This window comes from Streptomyces sp. 63XJN7_1_ISO-PGPR-S23-121 (assembly GCF_056173025.1).
The window spans coordinates 3,787,497-3,802,095 of the sequence record NZ_CM149653.1 but is presented as its reverse complement, the minus strand read 5'-3'; the positions used below and the strand labels follow the sequence as shown (position 1 = coordinate 3,802,095).

The 14,599-nt window shown below is 71.2% G+C and carries 11 protein-coding genes; 7 read left to right on the top strand and 4 right to left on the bottom strand.

Annotated elements, in window-relative coordinates:
- Positions 1-135 precede the first annotated feature (135 nt).
- The 3 genes from AC0VYN_RS16740 to AC0VYN_RS16730 all read left to right on the top strand — a co-directional run bounded on the left by AC0VYN_RS16740 (position 136) and on the right by AC0VYN_RS16730 (position 5,323).
- The gene (locus AC0VYN_RS16740) at positions 136-1,542 is read left to right on the top strand and encodes an SWIM zinc finger family protein (RefSeq protein ID WP_475536704.1); all 1,407 of its coding nucleotides are present in this window, start codon (positions 136-138) and stop codon (positions 1,540-1,542) included.
- Positions 1,539-4,187, top strand: coding sequence for a DUF7824 domain-containing protein (locus tag AC0VYN_RS16735; RefSeq protein ID WP_475536703.1), 2,649 nt, complete (start codon positions 1,539-1,541; stop codon positions 4,185-4,187). The genes AC0VYN_RS16740 and AC0VYN_RS16735 overlap by 4 nt, the downstream gene beginning before the upstream one ends.
- 638 nt (positions 4,188-4,825) lie before the next feature.
- Positions 4,826-5,323, top strand: coding sequence for a cupin domain-containing protein (locus tag AC0VYN_RS16730; RefSeq protein WP_475536702.1), 498 nt, complete (start codon positions 4,826-4,828; stop codon positions 5,321-5,323).
- A 332-nt stretch (positions 5,324-5,655) separates the two neighbouring features.
- Here AC0VYN_RS16730 and AC0VYN_RS16725 read toward each other — a convergent pair whose 3' ends face one another.
- Together AC0VYN_RS16725 and AC0VYN_RS16720 are read right to left on the bottom strand one after the other, a co-directional pair.
- A complete protein-coding gene (locus tag AC0VYN_RS16725; RefSeq protein ID WP_475536701.1) occupies positions 5,656-6,333 on the bottom strand; it encodes a response regulator transcription factor in 678 nt (225 codons plus the stop codon).
- Entirely contained in the window at positions 6,330-7,592 is a 1,263-nt protein-coding gene (locus AC0VYN_RS16720; RefSeq protein WP_475536700.1) for a sensor histidine kinase, read from the bottom strand. The genes AC0VYN_RS16725 and AC0VYN_RS16720 overlap by 4 nt, the downstream gene beginning before the upstream one ends.
- Before the next feature lie 346 nt (positions 7,593-7,938).
- Between AC0VYN_RS16720 and AC0VYN_RS16715 the strand changes: the two genes are divergently transcribed.
- Entirely contained in the window at positions 7,939-10,173 is a 2,235-nt protein-coding gene (locus tag AC0VYN_RS16715; protein WP_475536699.1) for an MMPL family transporter, read from the top strand.
- A gap of 463 nt (positions 10,174-10,636) precedes the next feature.
- On the opposite strand, the gene AC0VYN_RS16710 is transcribed toward AC0VYN_RS16715, so the two are convergent.
- Entirely contained in the window at positions 10,637-10,885 is a 249-nt protein-coding gene (locus tag AC0VYN_RS16710) for a hypothetical protein (RefSeq protein ID WP_475536698.1), read from the bottom strand.
- Positions 10,886-11,129: 244 nt separating this feature from the next.
- On the opposite strand from AC0VYN_RS16710, the gene AC0VYN_RS16705 reads away from it, so the two are divergent.
- The 3 genes from AC0VYN_RS16705 (at position 11,130) to AC0VYN_RS16695 (ending at position 13,809) form a co-directional block, all read left to right on the top strand.
- Positions 11,130-11,735: an ATP-binding cassette domain-containing protein gene (locus AC0VYN_RS16705; RefSeq protein WP_475536697.1), complete on the top strand. Its 606-nt coding sequence runs from the start codon at positions 11,130-11,132 to the stop codon at positions 11,733-11,735.
- On the top strand, positions 11,732-12,592 hold the full coding sequence (locus AC0VYN_RS16700; RefSeq protein ID WP_475536696.1) for an ABC transporter permease: 861 nt from the start codon (positions 11,732-11,734) through the stop codon (positions 12,590-12,592). Before AC0VYN_RS16705 ends, AC0VYN_RS16700 begins: the two co-directional genes overlap by 4 nt.
- Positions 12,593-12,705: 113 nt before the next feature.
- Entirely contained in the window at positions 12,706-13,809 is a 1,104-nt protein-coding gene (locus AC0VYN_RS16695) for a terpene synthase family protein (RefSeq protein ID WP_475536695.1), read from the top strand.
- 490 nt (positions 13,810-14,299) lie between these two features.
- Here the strand turns inward: AC0VYN_RS16695 and AC0VYN_RS16690 are convergent, their stop codons facing one another.
- Positions 14,300-14,452 (bottom strand): hypothetical protein, encoded by a 153-nt coding sequence (locus AC0VYN_RS16690; RefSeq protein WP_475536694.1) that lies wholly within the window; start codon positions 14,450-14,452, stop codon positions 14,300-14,302.
- Positions 14,453-14,599 lie beyond the last annotated feature (147 nt).

Genomic DNA, 14,599 nt, shown 5'->3' with positions numbered 1-14,599 from the left:
CGCGAACCCGGGGTGCGAGGTCAGTGGCCCGGCCTGAACGCCCCCTCGACACCCCCGCCGGCCGCTTCGAGCCCCGGCCCGCCCGACGTCCGCGCCAGTGAGGCCTGTGTCAGTGCCAACGCCTAGCCTCAGCATGTGAGTTCAACGATCCAGTCCTATGCCTACGTGCACGCGTCCGCCGTGCGCGACACCCCGACCGGGCGCTCCCTCGATCTGGAGACCTCGGGCGGTGCCACGCCGGACGGCAAGGCAGCCAATCCGCGGTTCTTCGACGGGTTCCTGACCGCGCCGGCCGCCGCGGCCACGGCGCTGCTCGCGGTCGCCGACGTCGCCGCCAGCCGCTACTACCGGCCGCGGCCGTCGATCTTCCTGGACCCGGTCGTCACAGCCGGCGGCGACCGGCTGCGGCTGGAGTCCTTCTCCGCCTGCTGCGGCGTCCACGCGCGCCTCGACGTCCTGGCCCCCGGACTCGACGGTGACGACGTCGGCCACGGCACCACGAACGTCGACATCAACACACCGCTGCGCCTGGCCCTCGCCAGGATCGGCGGCCTGGACCCGCTGCACCTGCGGGTGGGGCCGGACGGGCTGGAGGCCACCACCTTCGACGGCCGGTTCGTGGAGAAGAAGGTCCCGCTGCCGGAGCGCTGGCTGCGCGGCTTCGCGGAGGCCCAGGTGACCGCGGCGGGCCTCGTCCCGCGCGCCGAGATATCCGCCGCGGAAGCGGCCGCCGTCCTGCGGTCGCTGCCGCGGCCCACCCAGCGGTCCGGTGCGCACACGACGCGCTGGGTGGTCCCCTCGGGCCGCCGCCTGCGCCCGGCGACCAGGCCGTCGCCCGGTGCCGTGTGCCTGCCCGGCTGCGAGCGGCTGCTGAGCCTCCAGCAGGTACTGCGGCACGCGTCGACGGTGCGGGTGTACGCCCCGAGTCCCGAGCGAAGCCATGACGAGCGGGGCTGGGACCGACAGGAGCGGACCGCACCCGTCGCGTGGGAGGCCGCGCTGCCCGGCATGCGGCTGACGCTGCTGCTCTCCCCGCACGCCTCGCGCGGCTTCTCCGGTGAGGGCGGCGTGCTCGACGACCTCGCCATGGGACCGACGGCGCGGGACACGGACCGGGTGGCGGAGCTGCTGGCCTGGGAGCCGAAGATCGACGTGGCCGACCTGTCCGCGCAGTCCGGCCTGGAGCCCGGACGCGTCCGCGCGGCCCTGACGATGCTGGGGACCTCCGGGCAGATCGGCTATGACCTCGCGGAAGAGGCGTACTACCACCGGCACCTGCCGTATGCCGCGGGCGCAGCCGAGTCCCGCAACCCTCGGCTGCGCGGAGCGAAGGCGCTGGTCGCTCAGGGAGCCGTCCGCGTCGACGGCGCGCTGGCGTGGGTGGGGAAGGACGAGCACGCCTACCTGGTCCGCATCGAGGACGGCGAGCGGATGAGCTGCACCTGCCCGTGGTGGGCGAAGTACCGGGGTGGTCGCGGACCGTGCAAACACGTGCTCGCCACCCGCATAATCCGGAACACGAAGAAGGAGTCGGCGCGATGAGACTGATGGCATTCGTGGAGGCCGGAGACGTCCCCGGCGTGCTCCGCGCGCTGGGCGAACTCGACGCGGAGCAGCGCGCGGCCCAGCTGCCGGAACTGAACGCCCGCTACGAGGAGATGGGCTTCCCGGGCTGGCTGGAGCTCACCGTCGAGCAGCGTGTCGCCCTGGCCAGCGCACGGCTGGGCTGCCAGGTTACCCCGGACGCCGCGGCCCGCCACCTCAACTCGGGCGGACGCTACGTGCCCTCGGAGGACAGCTGGATGGTCGCCGTCGTGGACCTGTTCCCCGTCGCGTGGCGGACCGAACTCGTGGCACGGCTCGACGAGCGGGTGCGGGAGCGCGTGGTTTCACAACGCCTCCGCCTCGTCGTCGACCACATCGTCCGCACCACCGGCTGTCCGATGCCGACATCCGACTACTTCCTCGCCGGCTGGCTGGGCAGGCACTCGAACGGCGCGTCGGACGGTGTCCTGGAGCGGCTGCGCGAGGACCCCTTGACCCCCACGCTCCTCCCGCTGGCCCTGGAACGGCCGTCCATCTCCCTCAGCACCCAGGTGCTGAGGGCCCTGTGCGTCTTCGCCGTCGAGGGGTTGGTGGACCGTGCCACGCTCGTCCGCCGTACCTTCGCGATCGTGGCCGACCAGCATCCGGCGCACGCCATCCACTACTGGCAGGCCGTCCCCCTCACTGCCGACGAGCACGCCCGGACGGCACCCGAACGGGCCGCCCTGGCCGAACCGCTGCTCACCCGTCTCCTCCAGGACGGCTCACCCAAGACGATCACACCGGTCGTGGCGCTCCTGCGGGTGCTGGCCCTCACTCCGGCCGAGAAGGCCCCCTTCCTCCGGGACCATGTGGCCATGCTCGACCTGTCGTCCCCGGTGGCCTCCTACGGCCAAGAGGTCCTGCGCGAACTGGACGAGGCGGGTCTGCTGGAGGAGGACATGCTGAGCGAGGCGTGCGAACGTGTCCTGCTGCGCCCGGAGAAGAAGCTGGTGCGCGCCCAGCTCTCATGGCTCGACCGGGTGGCACGGCGGGAGCCCGCGCGAGCGGGTCGGATGCTGGACCACGCGGCGTCTGCCTTCGGGCACCCGGACGTCTCCGTGCAGGACCGCGCCCTCCGGCTCGTCGCCCGCCACCTGAAGAACGCGGGGGACCCGGTGCGGGCGGAGCTCCGGACGGCAGCCGCGTCGCTCGGGCCGGGGCTGTCCCCGCGCGCCGCGGAGCTGCTCGGCACGGAGGTGCCCGGTACGGAGCACGACACCGGCTCCGAGCGGGTCGCCGAAGCCGAGGTGCTGCCCTTCGTGCCCGGGCCCCGGCCGGTACCGGGCCCGGCCGGGACGGCCGCCGAGGTCGCCCAGGAGCTGGCGGTAGTCCTCGCCGACGACGACGTGGTGGCGTTCGAGCGCGCGCTGGACGGGCTGGTCCGCCATTCCCGGCTCGACCGTGCGGCGCTGTCCCAGGCACTCGAACCGGTCATGCGCAGGGAACCGGGCGTCCACAGTGACTGCGGGCAGAGCGACCTGTACGACGTGGCGGCGGCCGTGCGCGGCGACGAGCCGCGGAATATGTACGATCTCTCCCACCGCCGGATCAGTCACGGCGAGGCGGTCTCCCCGCCCGGCAAGTTGCTCATGGCACGTCTGATGGAGGCCCTCGATGTGATCGAGGCCGGCGCGCAGCCGTTCCTGCTGGCCCTGCCGACCCACGTCACCGGCGCGGTGGACGCGGGCGTGCTGGTGGAACGCGTCGCCGAGCTGGAGCGTGCGCGAGTCGAACCGGCACCGGTCGATCTGGCGCAGGCCCTGCTGCGGGTGACCCCCACAGCGGACGAACAGGTGCTGCGCGCCGCGGGCGACCTGCGGTCGGACGCCGGCCGACGGCTGGCGCGCTGGCTGCGCGAGGGCGGCCTGCCACACCAGGACACGACTCCGCAGAAGTGGCCGGCCGCCGAACCGACCGGCGCCCCGCCCGGACGATGGGCGCCCGTGTCCCCCGGACCGGATCAGGACATCCCGCTTCCGCCGGTCGCCGCGGCCGTGCTCGGTACGTACGAACGGGACCGGTCCCTCGCAGGCCCCTACAGCCCCTACGACGCCTACGACGCCTACGCCGAACCGTACTGGGTGGCTCAGCTGCCACATCACCGCGACGAGGTGGCAGCACACGCCAAGGACTCGGTGGACGGCCGCATGCTCGCGCGTCTGGCCGAAGCGGGCGGCCCGGCGGGATACGCCCTGCACTGGCAGATCGCCCGGAAGATCGGCTTCGACCGTGACGCCGCGGTGGACGCCCTCCTCGTGCTCGCCGCCCAGGGCCAGCTGGACGGCCGGCTGCTCGCGGGGCAGATGCAGGCGTTGATACGCAACAGATCGAGCTCGGCGAAGCGCGTGACCGACGCACTGCGCGCGGCGGCCGAGACCGGCGCGTACGCCACGGTCTGGTCCGTACTGGAGGCCGCCGTGCCCGCGCTGCTGCGCGGCACACCGGTCCGGGAAGCCGGGGCGCTCCTCGCACTCGCGATCGAGTGCGCTTCGCGCTGCGCCGCCAAGGGCGGTATCCCCGAGGTCGACGCGGTGGCCGCGCGCACCGGATCGAGCCAGACGGTGAAGCACGCCAGACTGCTGCGAGACGTCCTGCGCTGAGACCACCGGGCCCGTCCGCACATCACCTCCGCGGCCCCCTCTGGCTCCAGGGCGTTGCCTCGAAGATCTGAACCCCGCGCAGGCCCTGGGCCAAGCCCTTGCGGCAGTCGGCACCGCAAGCGCACAGATGCGCGCTTTCGCCCGCGAACACCGATCCCTGCGTACCTCGTCGGCTGCCCCGTGGCGGACGTCCAGGATGCGACCGAGTGGGGAACCGATGTCTTGACTGGGCCGACGGCCCAGCCTTCGACATGCCGTTCCTCATCTTCCAGGGCGACCGGGACGTCCTCACCCCCACCGAGCGGGCCAAGCGGTTCTTCGACGACGCGCAGACTCCGCACAAGGAGTCTGCGCGCCGATCGAGGACGCGAGCCGCTTCGCCTCCTTCCGCCACCCCGAGCAGTTCCCGCACCTCATGCTGCCTCAAGGCCCGTCGACAGACTGCGAACCAGGAGCAGGCCGCGGCGGCCACGTGACGGGGCCGATTCCCACGGCCAGGGCCCCTCCGGCGTCAACTGATTGACCCATGATTATCCATCAGAAATGAACCACTGCATGGGTCTTTTACTGTCATAGAGTTGTGGACACAAGGCCGGAAGAGAACACCGGAACGGCCGCTGACCAGGGGAGATACCACCATGAGCATCAACATGCTGAAGCCCGTCCTGACCCGTGCCGTCGAGGCGGAAACGACCAGTGACCCGAGCAGCACGATGACGCTGCTGGCCGACTGCGGCACCGACGGCAGCCCGATCACCAGTTACCGTTCGACCTTCGCGAAGGGCGCGGTCGGGGCCCCGGCGCACTTCCACACGCGGGCCTCGGAGCTGTTCTTCGTGATCGGCGGCGCGCTCCAGGTCTTGGTGGACGACGAGGTGAAGACGCTGAACGAGGGCGACTTCCTGCTTGTCCCGCCGCACACGGCGCACGCCTTCGCCGCCGCCCCCGGCTCCACGGCCGACGTGCTGTTCACCTTCACGCCCGGCATGCCGCGCTTCGACTACCTGCGCCTGCTCGGCCGCGTCATGCGCGGCGAGGCGAGCCCACAGGAGATCAAGGACTCCTCCGACGAGTACGACAACCACTACGTCGACAGCCCGCTCTGGCGCGCCGCGCTGGAGGCGGCGGCCGAGTAGGTCCGGCTCCGCGAGGAAGACCCGGACGTCACCGACAGGGGTATGGCCTTGCGGCATCAGGATCAAACTGAAGTGCCGTAGCTGCGCACTACGGTGGCAACTGGTGGGCCGAACCGACGCGCTCGGCCGGAGGGGGTGCGAGGCTGGATGCTCGTCGAGCGCCTGTTGGACGGCCGTGCCCGAGGCCGGGGCAGCGTGCCGAACGGGGTGCCGGCGTTCTGGGAGCAGCTGGTGCAGGCGGGCGGTCCGGTCCGGGAAGCGAGAGTCCGGCCGGCAGGACGACAGGAGCCCGCCGGCTCACGGCCGTACAGCATTCTTCCCCGGCCCGGTTTCTACGCTTCCCGTCGCGCCGTGACCAGGCCCGTCTCGTAGGCGGCGATGACCGCTTGAGCCCGGTCACGGACTCGCAGCTTGGCGAAGAGGCCGGTGATGTGGTTCTTCACGGTGGAGGCGCTCACCCCGAGCCGTTCGGCGATCTCCGTGTTGTCCAGGCCGCCGGCGATCAGCCGCCACACCTCCCGCTCACGCTGGGTGATGCCCTCGGCGCCGAGGGGCAGCGGGGCCGGCGACGGGTGGGCCGGGGCCTTGACGTGCGTGGAGATGAGCCGGGTCAGGAGCCGCGGGGCGAGGATCGACTCGCCGTCGTGGACCACGCGCAGGGCGGCGACGAGGTCCTCGGGCGAGATGTCCTTGGGCAGGAAGCCGCACGCCCCCGCCCTCAGGGCGTCCACGACGTACTCGTCCATGTCGAAGGTACTCAGGGCCAGGACCCGGCAGCCGGGCAGTTCGGTGGTCAACCGTTCGGTGGCGGCGATACCGTCCAGGACCGGCATGCGAATGTCCATGATGACCACATCGGGTCGGCATGCGTGGGCGAGGCGGACGGCCTCGGCGCCGTCCTCGGCCTCGGCCACGACCTGGAAGCCGGGTTCGGGATCCAGCATCAGGGCGAGGCCGCGTCGGACGAGGGGCTGGTCGTCGGCGATGAGAACCTTCACGCTCGTGCTCACGCGTACGCTCCCTGACGGTCGGCGGGCAGGGGGAGGCGGGCGCGGACGGCGAACCCTCCCCCCTCCGGCCCGGCCCGAAGGGTGCCACCGTGGAGGGCGACACGCTCCCGCATCCCCACGAGCCCGTAGCCCGCTCCGCGGGCGACGGAACGGCCGGGAGGCGGACCGTCGTCGGTGACGTCGACCCGCACCTCGCGCAGCGTACAGGTGAGCCGTACGTCGACGTGCACGCCGTCGCCCGCGTGCTTGCGGGCGTTGGTGAGGGCTTCCTGGACGATACGGAAGACGGTGAGCGCGACACCGGACGGGAGCGAGCGGGGGTCGCCCTCCGTGGTGAGCGTGGTGGGAAGGCCGGCGCGGCGGCTGTCCCCGACGATGCGGTCCAGGTCGCCGATGCCGGGCTGCGGTGCGGTCGTCCCTCTCCCCTCGCCGTCCTCCTCGCTCTCGTCGTCGGCCCGCAGCACGTCGAGCAGGTGACGCATCTCGCGCAGGGCGGAGCGGCCTGAGCCCTCCAGGGCGACGAGTGCCTCGCGTGCGGCCTTCGGGGACCGGTCCAGGTTGGCCCGAGCGCCTCCGGCGAGCAGCTGCATCGTGGTCAGGTGGTGGGCGACGATGTCGTGCAGTTCCCGGGCGATACGGCGCCGCTCGTCGGAGACGGCCCGCTCGGCGAGCCGCCGCCGCTGGGTCTCGGCGTTGCGCTGCCAGCGGCCGACGGCGACGGCGGCGACGGCCACGAACAGCGCTGAAGCGGCGTTGGGGGCCAGCTCGATCAGGGACGGCGCGGGCATCCCGGGGTGGACGAGCTGCAGCACCGCGACGCAGCCGGCGACGGCCGCCGCGCCGACCGCGGCCCGGTGGTGCCGTACGACGGTGTAGAGGGCGACGACCATGGCCGCCCCGTAGTGCTGGCCCACGGAACTGAACCAGTTGACCGACAGGTTCGCCGCGAGGACGCACGCGAGGACCGTCAGAGGTACGCGGCGGCGCGCCAGCAGGAACAGCGAGGCGACGACCATGACCGCGCAGCCGGCCACCGGGACATGCCCATGGTCGATCTGGCTGGTGACGGTGAAGCCCACGAGATCGACGGCCGCGGCGCCGACGGCGACGAGTCCGTCGTGCTGGGTCCACAGTCCCGGCCCTCCGGTCCGGTTTCCCGTCGCGGCCCCGTCGGGACGCGTCCCGGTCGCGCGGTCCGGCAGCCCGGCGCCGGACGCGTCGGCCCCCTCCCGTGCCCGGCCGGAGCGCCCTTCGGTCACGCTTCGTCCCATCTCCACCCCCGGTGCGCATCCATGCTTCCCCGCCGACGCCGAACCGGCCCGATGACCTGCGGTTCGTCCGTCGAGTGTCCCATGGTGCCGATACGCCGGGCCCCTGGCGTCCGGACCGGGAGGGAGCGGGGACCGGGAGCAGGCTCCCAGCGGCGTTACGGTCCGGGGCCGTGCTCCCAGAGGGCATCTCGTCCTTGGCTCCGAGGTCCGGGCCGCGCGTCGCTGATGTGCTGGTCCAGTGCCGGGACGAGACCCGGCACGGGCGCCGCCCCGGACGTCCACGGTCCCGTGGCACCTGCTCCCCGTACTCCCGTCCCCTTCCCGGAGGCTTTCCGTGATCCGTTCCCTGACCGGATTCTCGACCCGCAGACCTTGGCGGGTCATTGTCGTGTGGGCGGTGGTCGGCATCTTCGTGACGCTCATGGGCCAGACGCTCGTCTTCCGCGTGACGCAGACCGACAGCGCCGGATTCCTGCCGGCGCAGTACGACGCGGCCGCGGCGCTGCGGATCGCCCGGGAGGAGTTCGGCGCGGAACCGGACGCCGATGCGGTGACGGTGCTCGTGGCGCGGCGCGACGGCAAGCCGCTGCGGGAAGCGGACCAGCAGCGCGTACAGGACGTGGCGCGTGAACTGAGCGCCGTGCGCCTGAAGATGCCGTGGACGGACGAACAGATACGAGGGCTGTCCGAGGATTACTCCCAGGTTCCCCGCGTGGCCCTCATGACGACCGCCCCGGACTCGTCGTTCGCGCTGCTCGGCGCACATCTGCGGGGCAACTCCACCGACCCCGGCATGCACTCCCTGTACCGGGTCTTCCGCGACCGCGCACAACAGGAGTTCGGCGAGGCAGGGCTGCGCACGGGCTTCACCGGCGGCCTGGCGGACGTGGTGGACCGCGCCGACGCGGAGGAGACCACGCAGGTGGTGGTCGGTCTGCTGATGGTCGGGCTGATCGTTGTGATCAACGTGCTCGTGTTCCGCAGCGTCCTGGCCGCGTTCGTCCCGCTGTTCGCGGTGACCGTGGTGGCAGGCGCCGCCGCCGGCACGGTCGTGGGTGCGGCCCTCCTGACCGGCTTCGACCTGGACCCGGGCACCCCGAGCATGATCGGCACCGTGCTGATCGGTATCGGCGTCGACTACTTCCTCTTCCTGTTGTTCCGCTTCCGCGAGGAGCTGCGAAAGCGCCCGGAGGAGCACCACCGCCTGGTGGCCGCGGACGTGGCCGGGCGGGTGGGCGCAGCGGTGACCTCAGCGGCGCTGACGATCGTGGCGGCCTTCGCGACGCTCGGTGTGGCGACGTTCGGCCAGTTCCGGGTGCTCGGCCCGTCGGTGGCGGTGTCGGTGCTGGTGATGCTGGTGGCGAGTCTGACCCTGATGCCGGCACTGCTGGCGGTGACAGGGCGGAAGATGTTCTGGCCCTCGCGCATCCTGTCGGAGAAGGCCGGGCGGCCCGGCGCGGCGGGCCGTACCGGCGAGTTGGTGGCGCGCCGCCCGGTACTGGTGCTCGCGGCGTCGGTGGCCCTCCTCGGCGCACTGGCGGCCGGGGTGACGGGTGTCCGCATGGACTTCGGTACCGGCGGCACTCCGCGCGACACGGCGGCCTCCGCGACGGCGCGGGAGATCGCCGGTGCCCTGCCGCCGGGAGTGTCCGACCCGACGACGGTGTACGTCACCGCCGACGACGGCCGGGGCCTGGACCCCGCGGAACTGGGCGTCGTGCAGCGGGCGCTGTCGGAGGTGGCCGGAGTGGGCAAGGTGGCCGCCCCCGTGTTCGACGCCGACCGCACCGCCGCCCGGCTGGACGCCTATCTGACGGTGGACTCCCAGTCCCAGCGCGCGCGGGACCTCGTGTCAGGCCCGGTGCGCCGAGCCGTGCGGGAAGCGACGCCCGCCGGACTGACCACGCACGTGGGCGGCACGGCGGCCGTGTTCGCCGATGTGGCGACGGCGGTCGACCGGGACCTGCGCACGGTGTTCCCGGTGGCGGCGGCACTGATCGCGCTGATCCTCGTGGTGCTGCTGCGCAGTCTGGCGGCGCCGGTGGTGCTGATGCTCGCGGTCGGGCTGTGTTTCGCGGCGACATTCGGCGCTTCCGCGCTGGTCTTCCAGCACATCGGCGGCGAGGCGGGCGTGACCTTCGTGCTGCCGCTGGTGCTGTTCCTGTTCGTGGTGGCGCTGGGCACCGACTACAACATCCTGATCAGCGACCGCCTGCGTGAGGAGATGGCCCACGGGGGCCCGGCCCGCGCCGCCGTGGCCCGCGCGGTACGGCACACGGCGCCGGCCGTCGCCACGGCGGGCGTGGTCCTGGCGGCCTCCTTCGGCAGCCTCGCGGTGAACGCGGACCCCTCCACCCGTCAGCTGGGCTTCGCCACGGCCCTGGGCATCCTCCTGTCCGCCTTCGTCGTGTCGCTCCTGCTGGTCCCGGCGGCCGCGGCACTGCTGGGCCGGGGAATGTGGTGGCCGGTGCGCGGAGTACGGGGTCGGCGGGACGGGACCGGCCGCAACACCTCAGAACCGCAGTCACGCCGGAGCGAGCCTGTCCGGCAGGTGTCCGGACGGTCCTAGCGCCCACCCCGCCGGCCCGGCACACGGCCGGCGGGCCTCCCGTGGCGCGGGCTCCACCGCTGACCGACTCCGGCGTGACGGAACATCCGACGAGGGGCGACAGAAAGACAGCGAATCTTGCAGGTCAGGCCGCCTCTGGAACGACCCAGGGACTCGGTCCGGTGCCGGCCAGGCGCGCTTCGTCTGGCGGAGATCCTAGGCGGGCGGGAGAGCACCTGCCGCGTCGTCAGGGGGTCACAGCAGGGGGCCGGCGGCGGCCAGCGTGAGGAACGCGAGAGCGGCGACGGTGCAGTCGACGGCGCGGCGCGTGCCGGGCGAACTTGGCGGCCGCGATGCGGGACAGGATGCGGATGCGGGCGGCGCGGGTGTCGCCGTTCATGCCGACGTGTATCTGGGTCTCTGCCAGGCGGGCCCAGTAGGGGAACGAGGCTCGGTCCTGGCCGCCGAGGCGGGGGCGGACGACTTACAAATGCAGGACCGTGGCGGAACCGATCGCCGCGACGGCCGTGCCTCCCAGCACCCGGGTGGGCGTCGGCGAGTGTTCGCCGGCGAGGGAGGCGAGGCCGGCAAGGCAGGCGTCGTTGAAGGCCAGGAGCAGGCTCGCTTTGCCGTCGGTGCGGCCGGAAGCACGCAGGTTCGCGGAATCCTGATGGCGCTCGGGCGTGAACTCGCGCGTGGATGGGACCCGGCCGCTGACCACGAACAGGTTCACCTGTGACCAGGCGTTCCGAGGCCCTGCGAACGTGCCCGGTTCCGATTCCGTCCCTGTCATTCCTCTTCCGACGTTCGCAGCTGTTCTCCGCGCAGGTGAAGTCGTGTGCTGATCGAACTATAGGGCGTCTGTTTCACCGTTTCGGGCGGTTTGGCGCCGAGGTTGTGGATCTTGTCGTTTCCGTGCCATTGAATCGGCGTACGACATGGCGACAGTATTTATGAGGTGGGCTGGGGGCGGCGCTGTGGAGGTACGGGGGGTGCATCACGCCTACCGTCGGCGGGTGGTCCTGCGGGGTGTCGATTTGGACCTCGGGTCCGGTGTGCTGGCCGGGATCGTCGGCGAGAACGGTGCGGGCAAGACGACCCTCTTGAAGGTCCTTTCCGGTGAGCTGCGTGCGGATCGTGGCACGGTGCGTCACCGGGGGCGCTTTGGCTACTGCCCCCAGGATGTGGTTCTCAACGACGCCCTGACCGTCCGGCAGCACCTCGAGTTCTTCGGGACGGCCTTCGCGCTGACCGACCTAAGACATGCCGAAAAGGTCATGGAGGCTCTGCAGTTCTCCCAGTACGCCGATGTGCGCGCCGGGGCCCTCAGCGGCGGGACCCGGCAGAAGCTGAACCTCACACTCGCGCTCATGCACGATCCGCAGGTTCTCCTGCTGGACGAGCCGTACCAGGGTTTCGACTGGGACACCTACCAGCGGTTCTGGGAACTGGCTGCCCAACTGCGCGACGCCGGCCGCTCTGTCCTGGTGGTCTCCCACCTCGCCTATGACACCGAACGCCTCGATGAGCTGTGGCGTCTGAAGGCGGGCGCGCTGCGCCGGGAGACGGCGGCACCGGCATGAGGACACACCTGGACCTGTTCACCACAGCCACCCGATACGACCTGATCGAGCACGCCCGCAACCGGTTCGCCATGCTGCTGGTCGCCTTCTTCATCCCCACCTGGGTCGGCCTGGTCTACCTCACCATCCCCGACGAGGCGGCCCCCTTTCGTCTGGCCTCCACCGGAGAGAAGCTGGCGCCCGCCGGCAATGAGCTGACCCAGATCACCGGGGCCCTCAACGCCGTCACCCTGGTCACCGGGTTCATGATGTTCGCCGCCACCTTCACCGGCGGGCGCTTCGACCGACGCCTGGCCATGGCCGGCTACCCCCGCACCCATCTCGTCCTGGCCAAGGCCGCCTCTCTGGTCCTCGCGTCCGCGCTCCTGGCCGCTTACGCCACCGCCGTCATGCGTATCGCCTGGGCGCCGGAGCAGCCCTCCCTGCTCGCCGCCGCGCTGTTCTGCGCCGCGCTGACCTACGGAGCCATGGGCGTGGTCCTGGGATCCCTGCTGCGCCGCGAGGTCGAGGGCATGTTCGCCCTGGTGATGACCAGCGTCATCGACGTCGCCCTGCAGAACCCCATGGTCAGCGCCGGCGCCGACAACCCGCTGACACACTTGCTGCCCACCTACGGCTCCGTCCAAGCCGCCACCGCGGCCGGCTTCTCCACCACCTCCCTGCCCGCCCACCTCGCTCTGCAGTTGCTGTGGTTCGCCGCCGCCGCGCTCCTGAGCCTCCTGGCCTTCTGCCACCGCACCCGCAACGCCCTGCCCGTGCCAGGCCGCCCCATGACCGCGGAACCACGCGACGCTGCGCCCCTCGAAGCTCAGCGGGCACCAGCTGCCGGCCGGAACCCCTCACCGGGCTCCCCGTAACCGGCGGCGTCCGCCGCATTCCCCCGGCCGGACGGAACCAACACGCGCCGGCCGATCGCAGGCGCACCTTCAGGCCATCACCCTCACGACTGCGCACCGACGAAGGAGCATCCATGAGCAGCACACCAGAAGTGGGCCAGACGGCGATTCCGGCACAGCGGGGAAGTGCGCTGCGCTTCCACTACCCCCTGCCGATGCCGGAGCTCCCACACGTTCCCACGGATGTCACAGCCGAGGTCCAAGCGTGGAAAGAGTCGTACGGGTGGGCCGAATTAAGCCCCCAACCCCACCACCTTCCCGGAACCGTCATGGCCTGGTGCCTAGGAAGGGTCTCCACCCCGGAGACCAGCAAGCAAGTGCTCCGCGGCCTCGGCTGCCTGAACGAGTGGGCACTCGTCATCGACGACGACGTGCTCGATCACCCCGAAGCCTCCAGCCGGACCAGCGATATCATCCGGTTCGTAGGCCAGGTCACGCACGTGATGGAATCTCCGGGATGCCGGGTACCGAAGAACGCCGGCCCCCTCATCGCGGCAGTGCACGACGCGATGGAGCAACTGCGCGCGGAGTGCACACCCACACAGGTGGCCCGTGTGAGCGCCGGGATCAGGCGCACGCTCACCAGCGGCGTCCACAAGCTCCACCTGGACGAACCCAACGAAGACGAATACCTCGCCCTGCGCATTCACGACATCGGCGGTTACACGTACGCTGCGCAGATGGCCATGTGCGGCCCAGCTCCCATCCCGGACGAGGAATGGAACGCACCGGCAGTCCAGGCCCTGATCGAGTGCACCACTCTGCTCGTCGGAGTGGAAAACGATGTCTTCTCCTACCGAAAGGAAAAGGCAGAAGGCCAGACTTCCCCGAATATCGTGGGCATCCTGCAAGCGGCTCGTGGACTCTCCTTCGACCAGGCCATCGCCGAGGCGGTCAGGGTGCGTGACCGCCTCATGCTCCTCATCCTCCGTCTGCGCGAGCGTCTGATGCCCTCGGCTGAGCCGCCCCTGCGGTACCTCATCGAGCGACTTGGATATTTCATCGTCGCCAACACCGAAACGTACTGGTGCGCGCCGCGCTACCGCAGGTCAGCGGCACAACGCATGGCTCTGGAAGACGTCGCCAAGACCCCCTCCTGCTGGGCACCCTCACTGTCGACCAACGACACCAGCCCTCTGCCCTACCCGAGCATCTCCTGGTGGTGGGACCACTGCTGAAGACCCCCGCCCGACCACAGGACACCGCAACCCGTACGCGACTATCCGATTCTTGGGGTTCCGTATACGGGTTGACGGTCAGGGATCAAACGTCACCAGGGCTTTCCGGGTGAACGGGGCACGGCCCGAAGCCCGTGCATGTCTGGCAGTCCGTCTGATCGGCGCGGTCCTCGAACGCCGCGCCGTCGGCGCTGCAGGCCCGTATCTCGTGCTCGTCCAGGCGCGCCCATTACGGGAAGGACGCCCGGTCGTCGTGGCTCAGGCGGGGCCGCACGACAAGGAGCAGCAGCACGGCGGCTGCGCCCAAGGCGAGGACAGCGAGCGCGCCGAAGACCCTTGACCGCGGACGGCAGGTCTTTGTCGGCGACGGACGCCAGGCTGGAGAGGACAGCGCCGTTGAAGGCGAGCAGTAATCACACCGGTGCACCGGTAATTCCTTACGGCTCTCCCGGCTCTCCCACAGCAGTCTGGGAAACCGTGGCCCTCCTGACTAGCGCAGTCCCTCAAGCAGGGCGAGCCCGTAGTCAGAGGTCTTGATGCGGTGCAGCAGGGCCGCCACCAGCCTCTGGACGTCTTCCTCGCCGATGCCCATGCGGCGGCCGATCTGGTCCGGCGGGGCGCCCCAGAGGCAATCGGCCGGCAACCGCACCGGCGCTCTTCTCGCGGTCGGGTCCGCGCCCAGGGACCCTGGTGCGGTCGGGTGACTCGAAACCCGGGATCGGGGAACCAGAAGTGGTGCCCTTCCCCATGAGGGGAGGACGGGTGCCCGGACGCCCGGCTTTCTCACCGG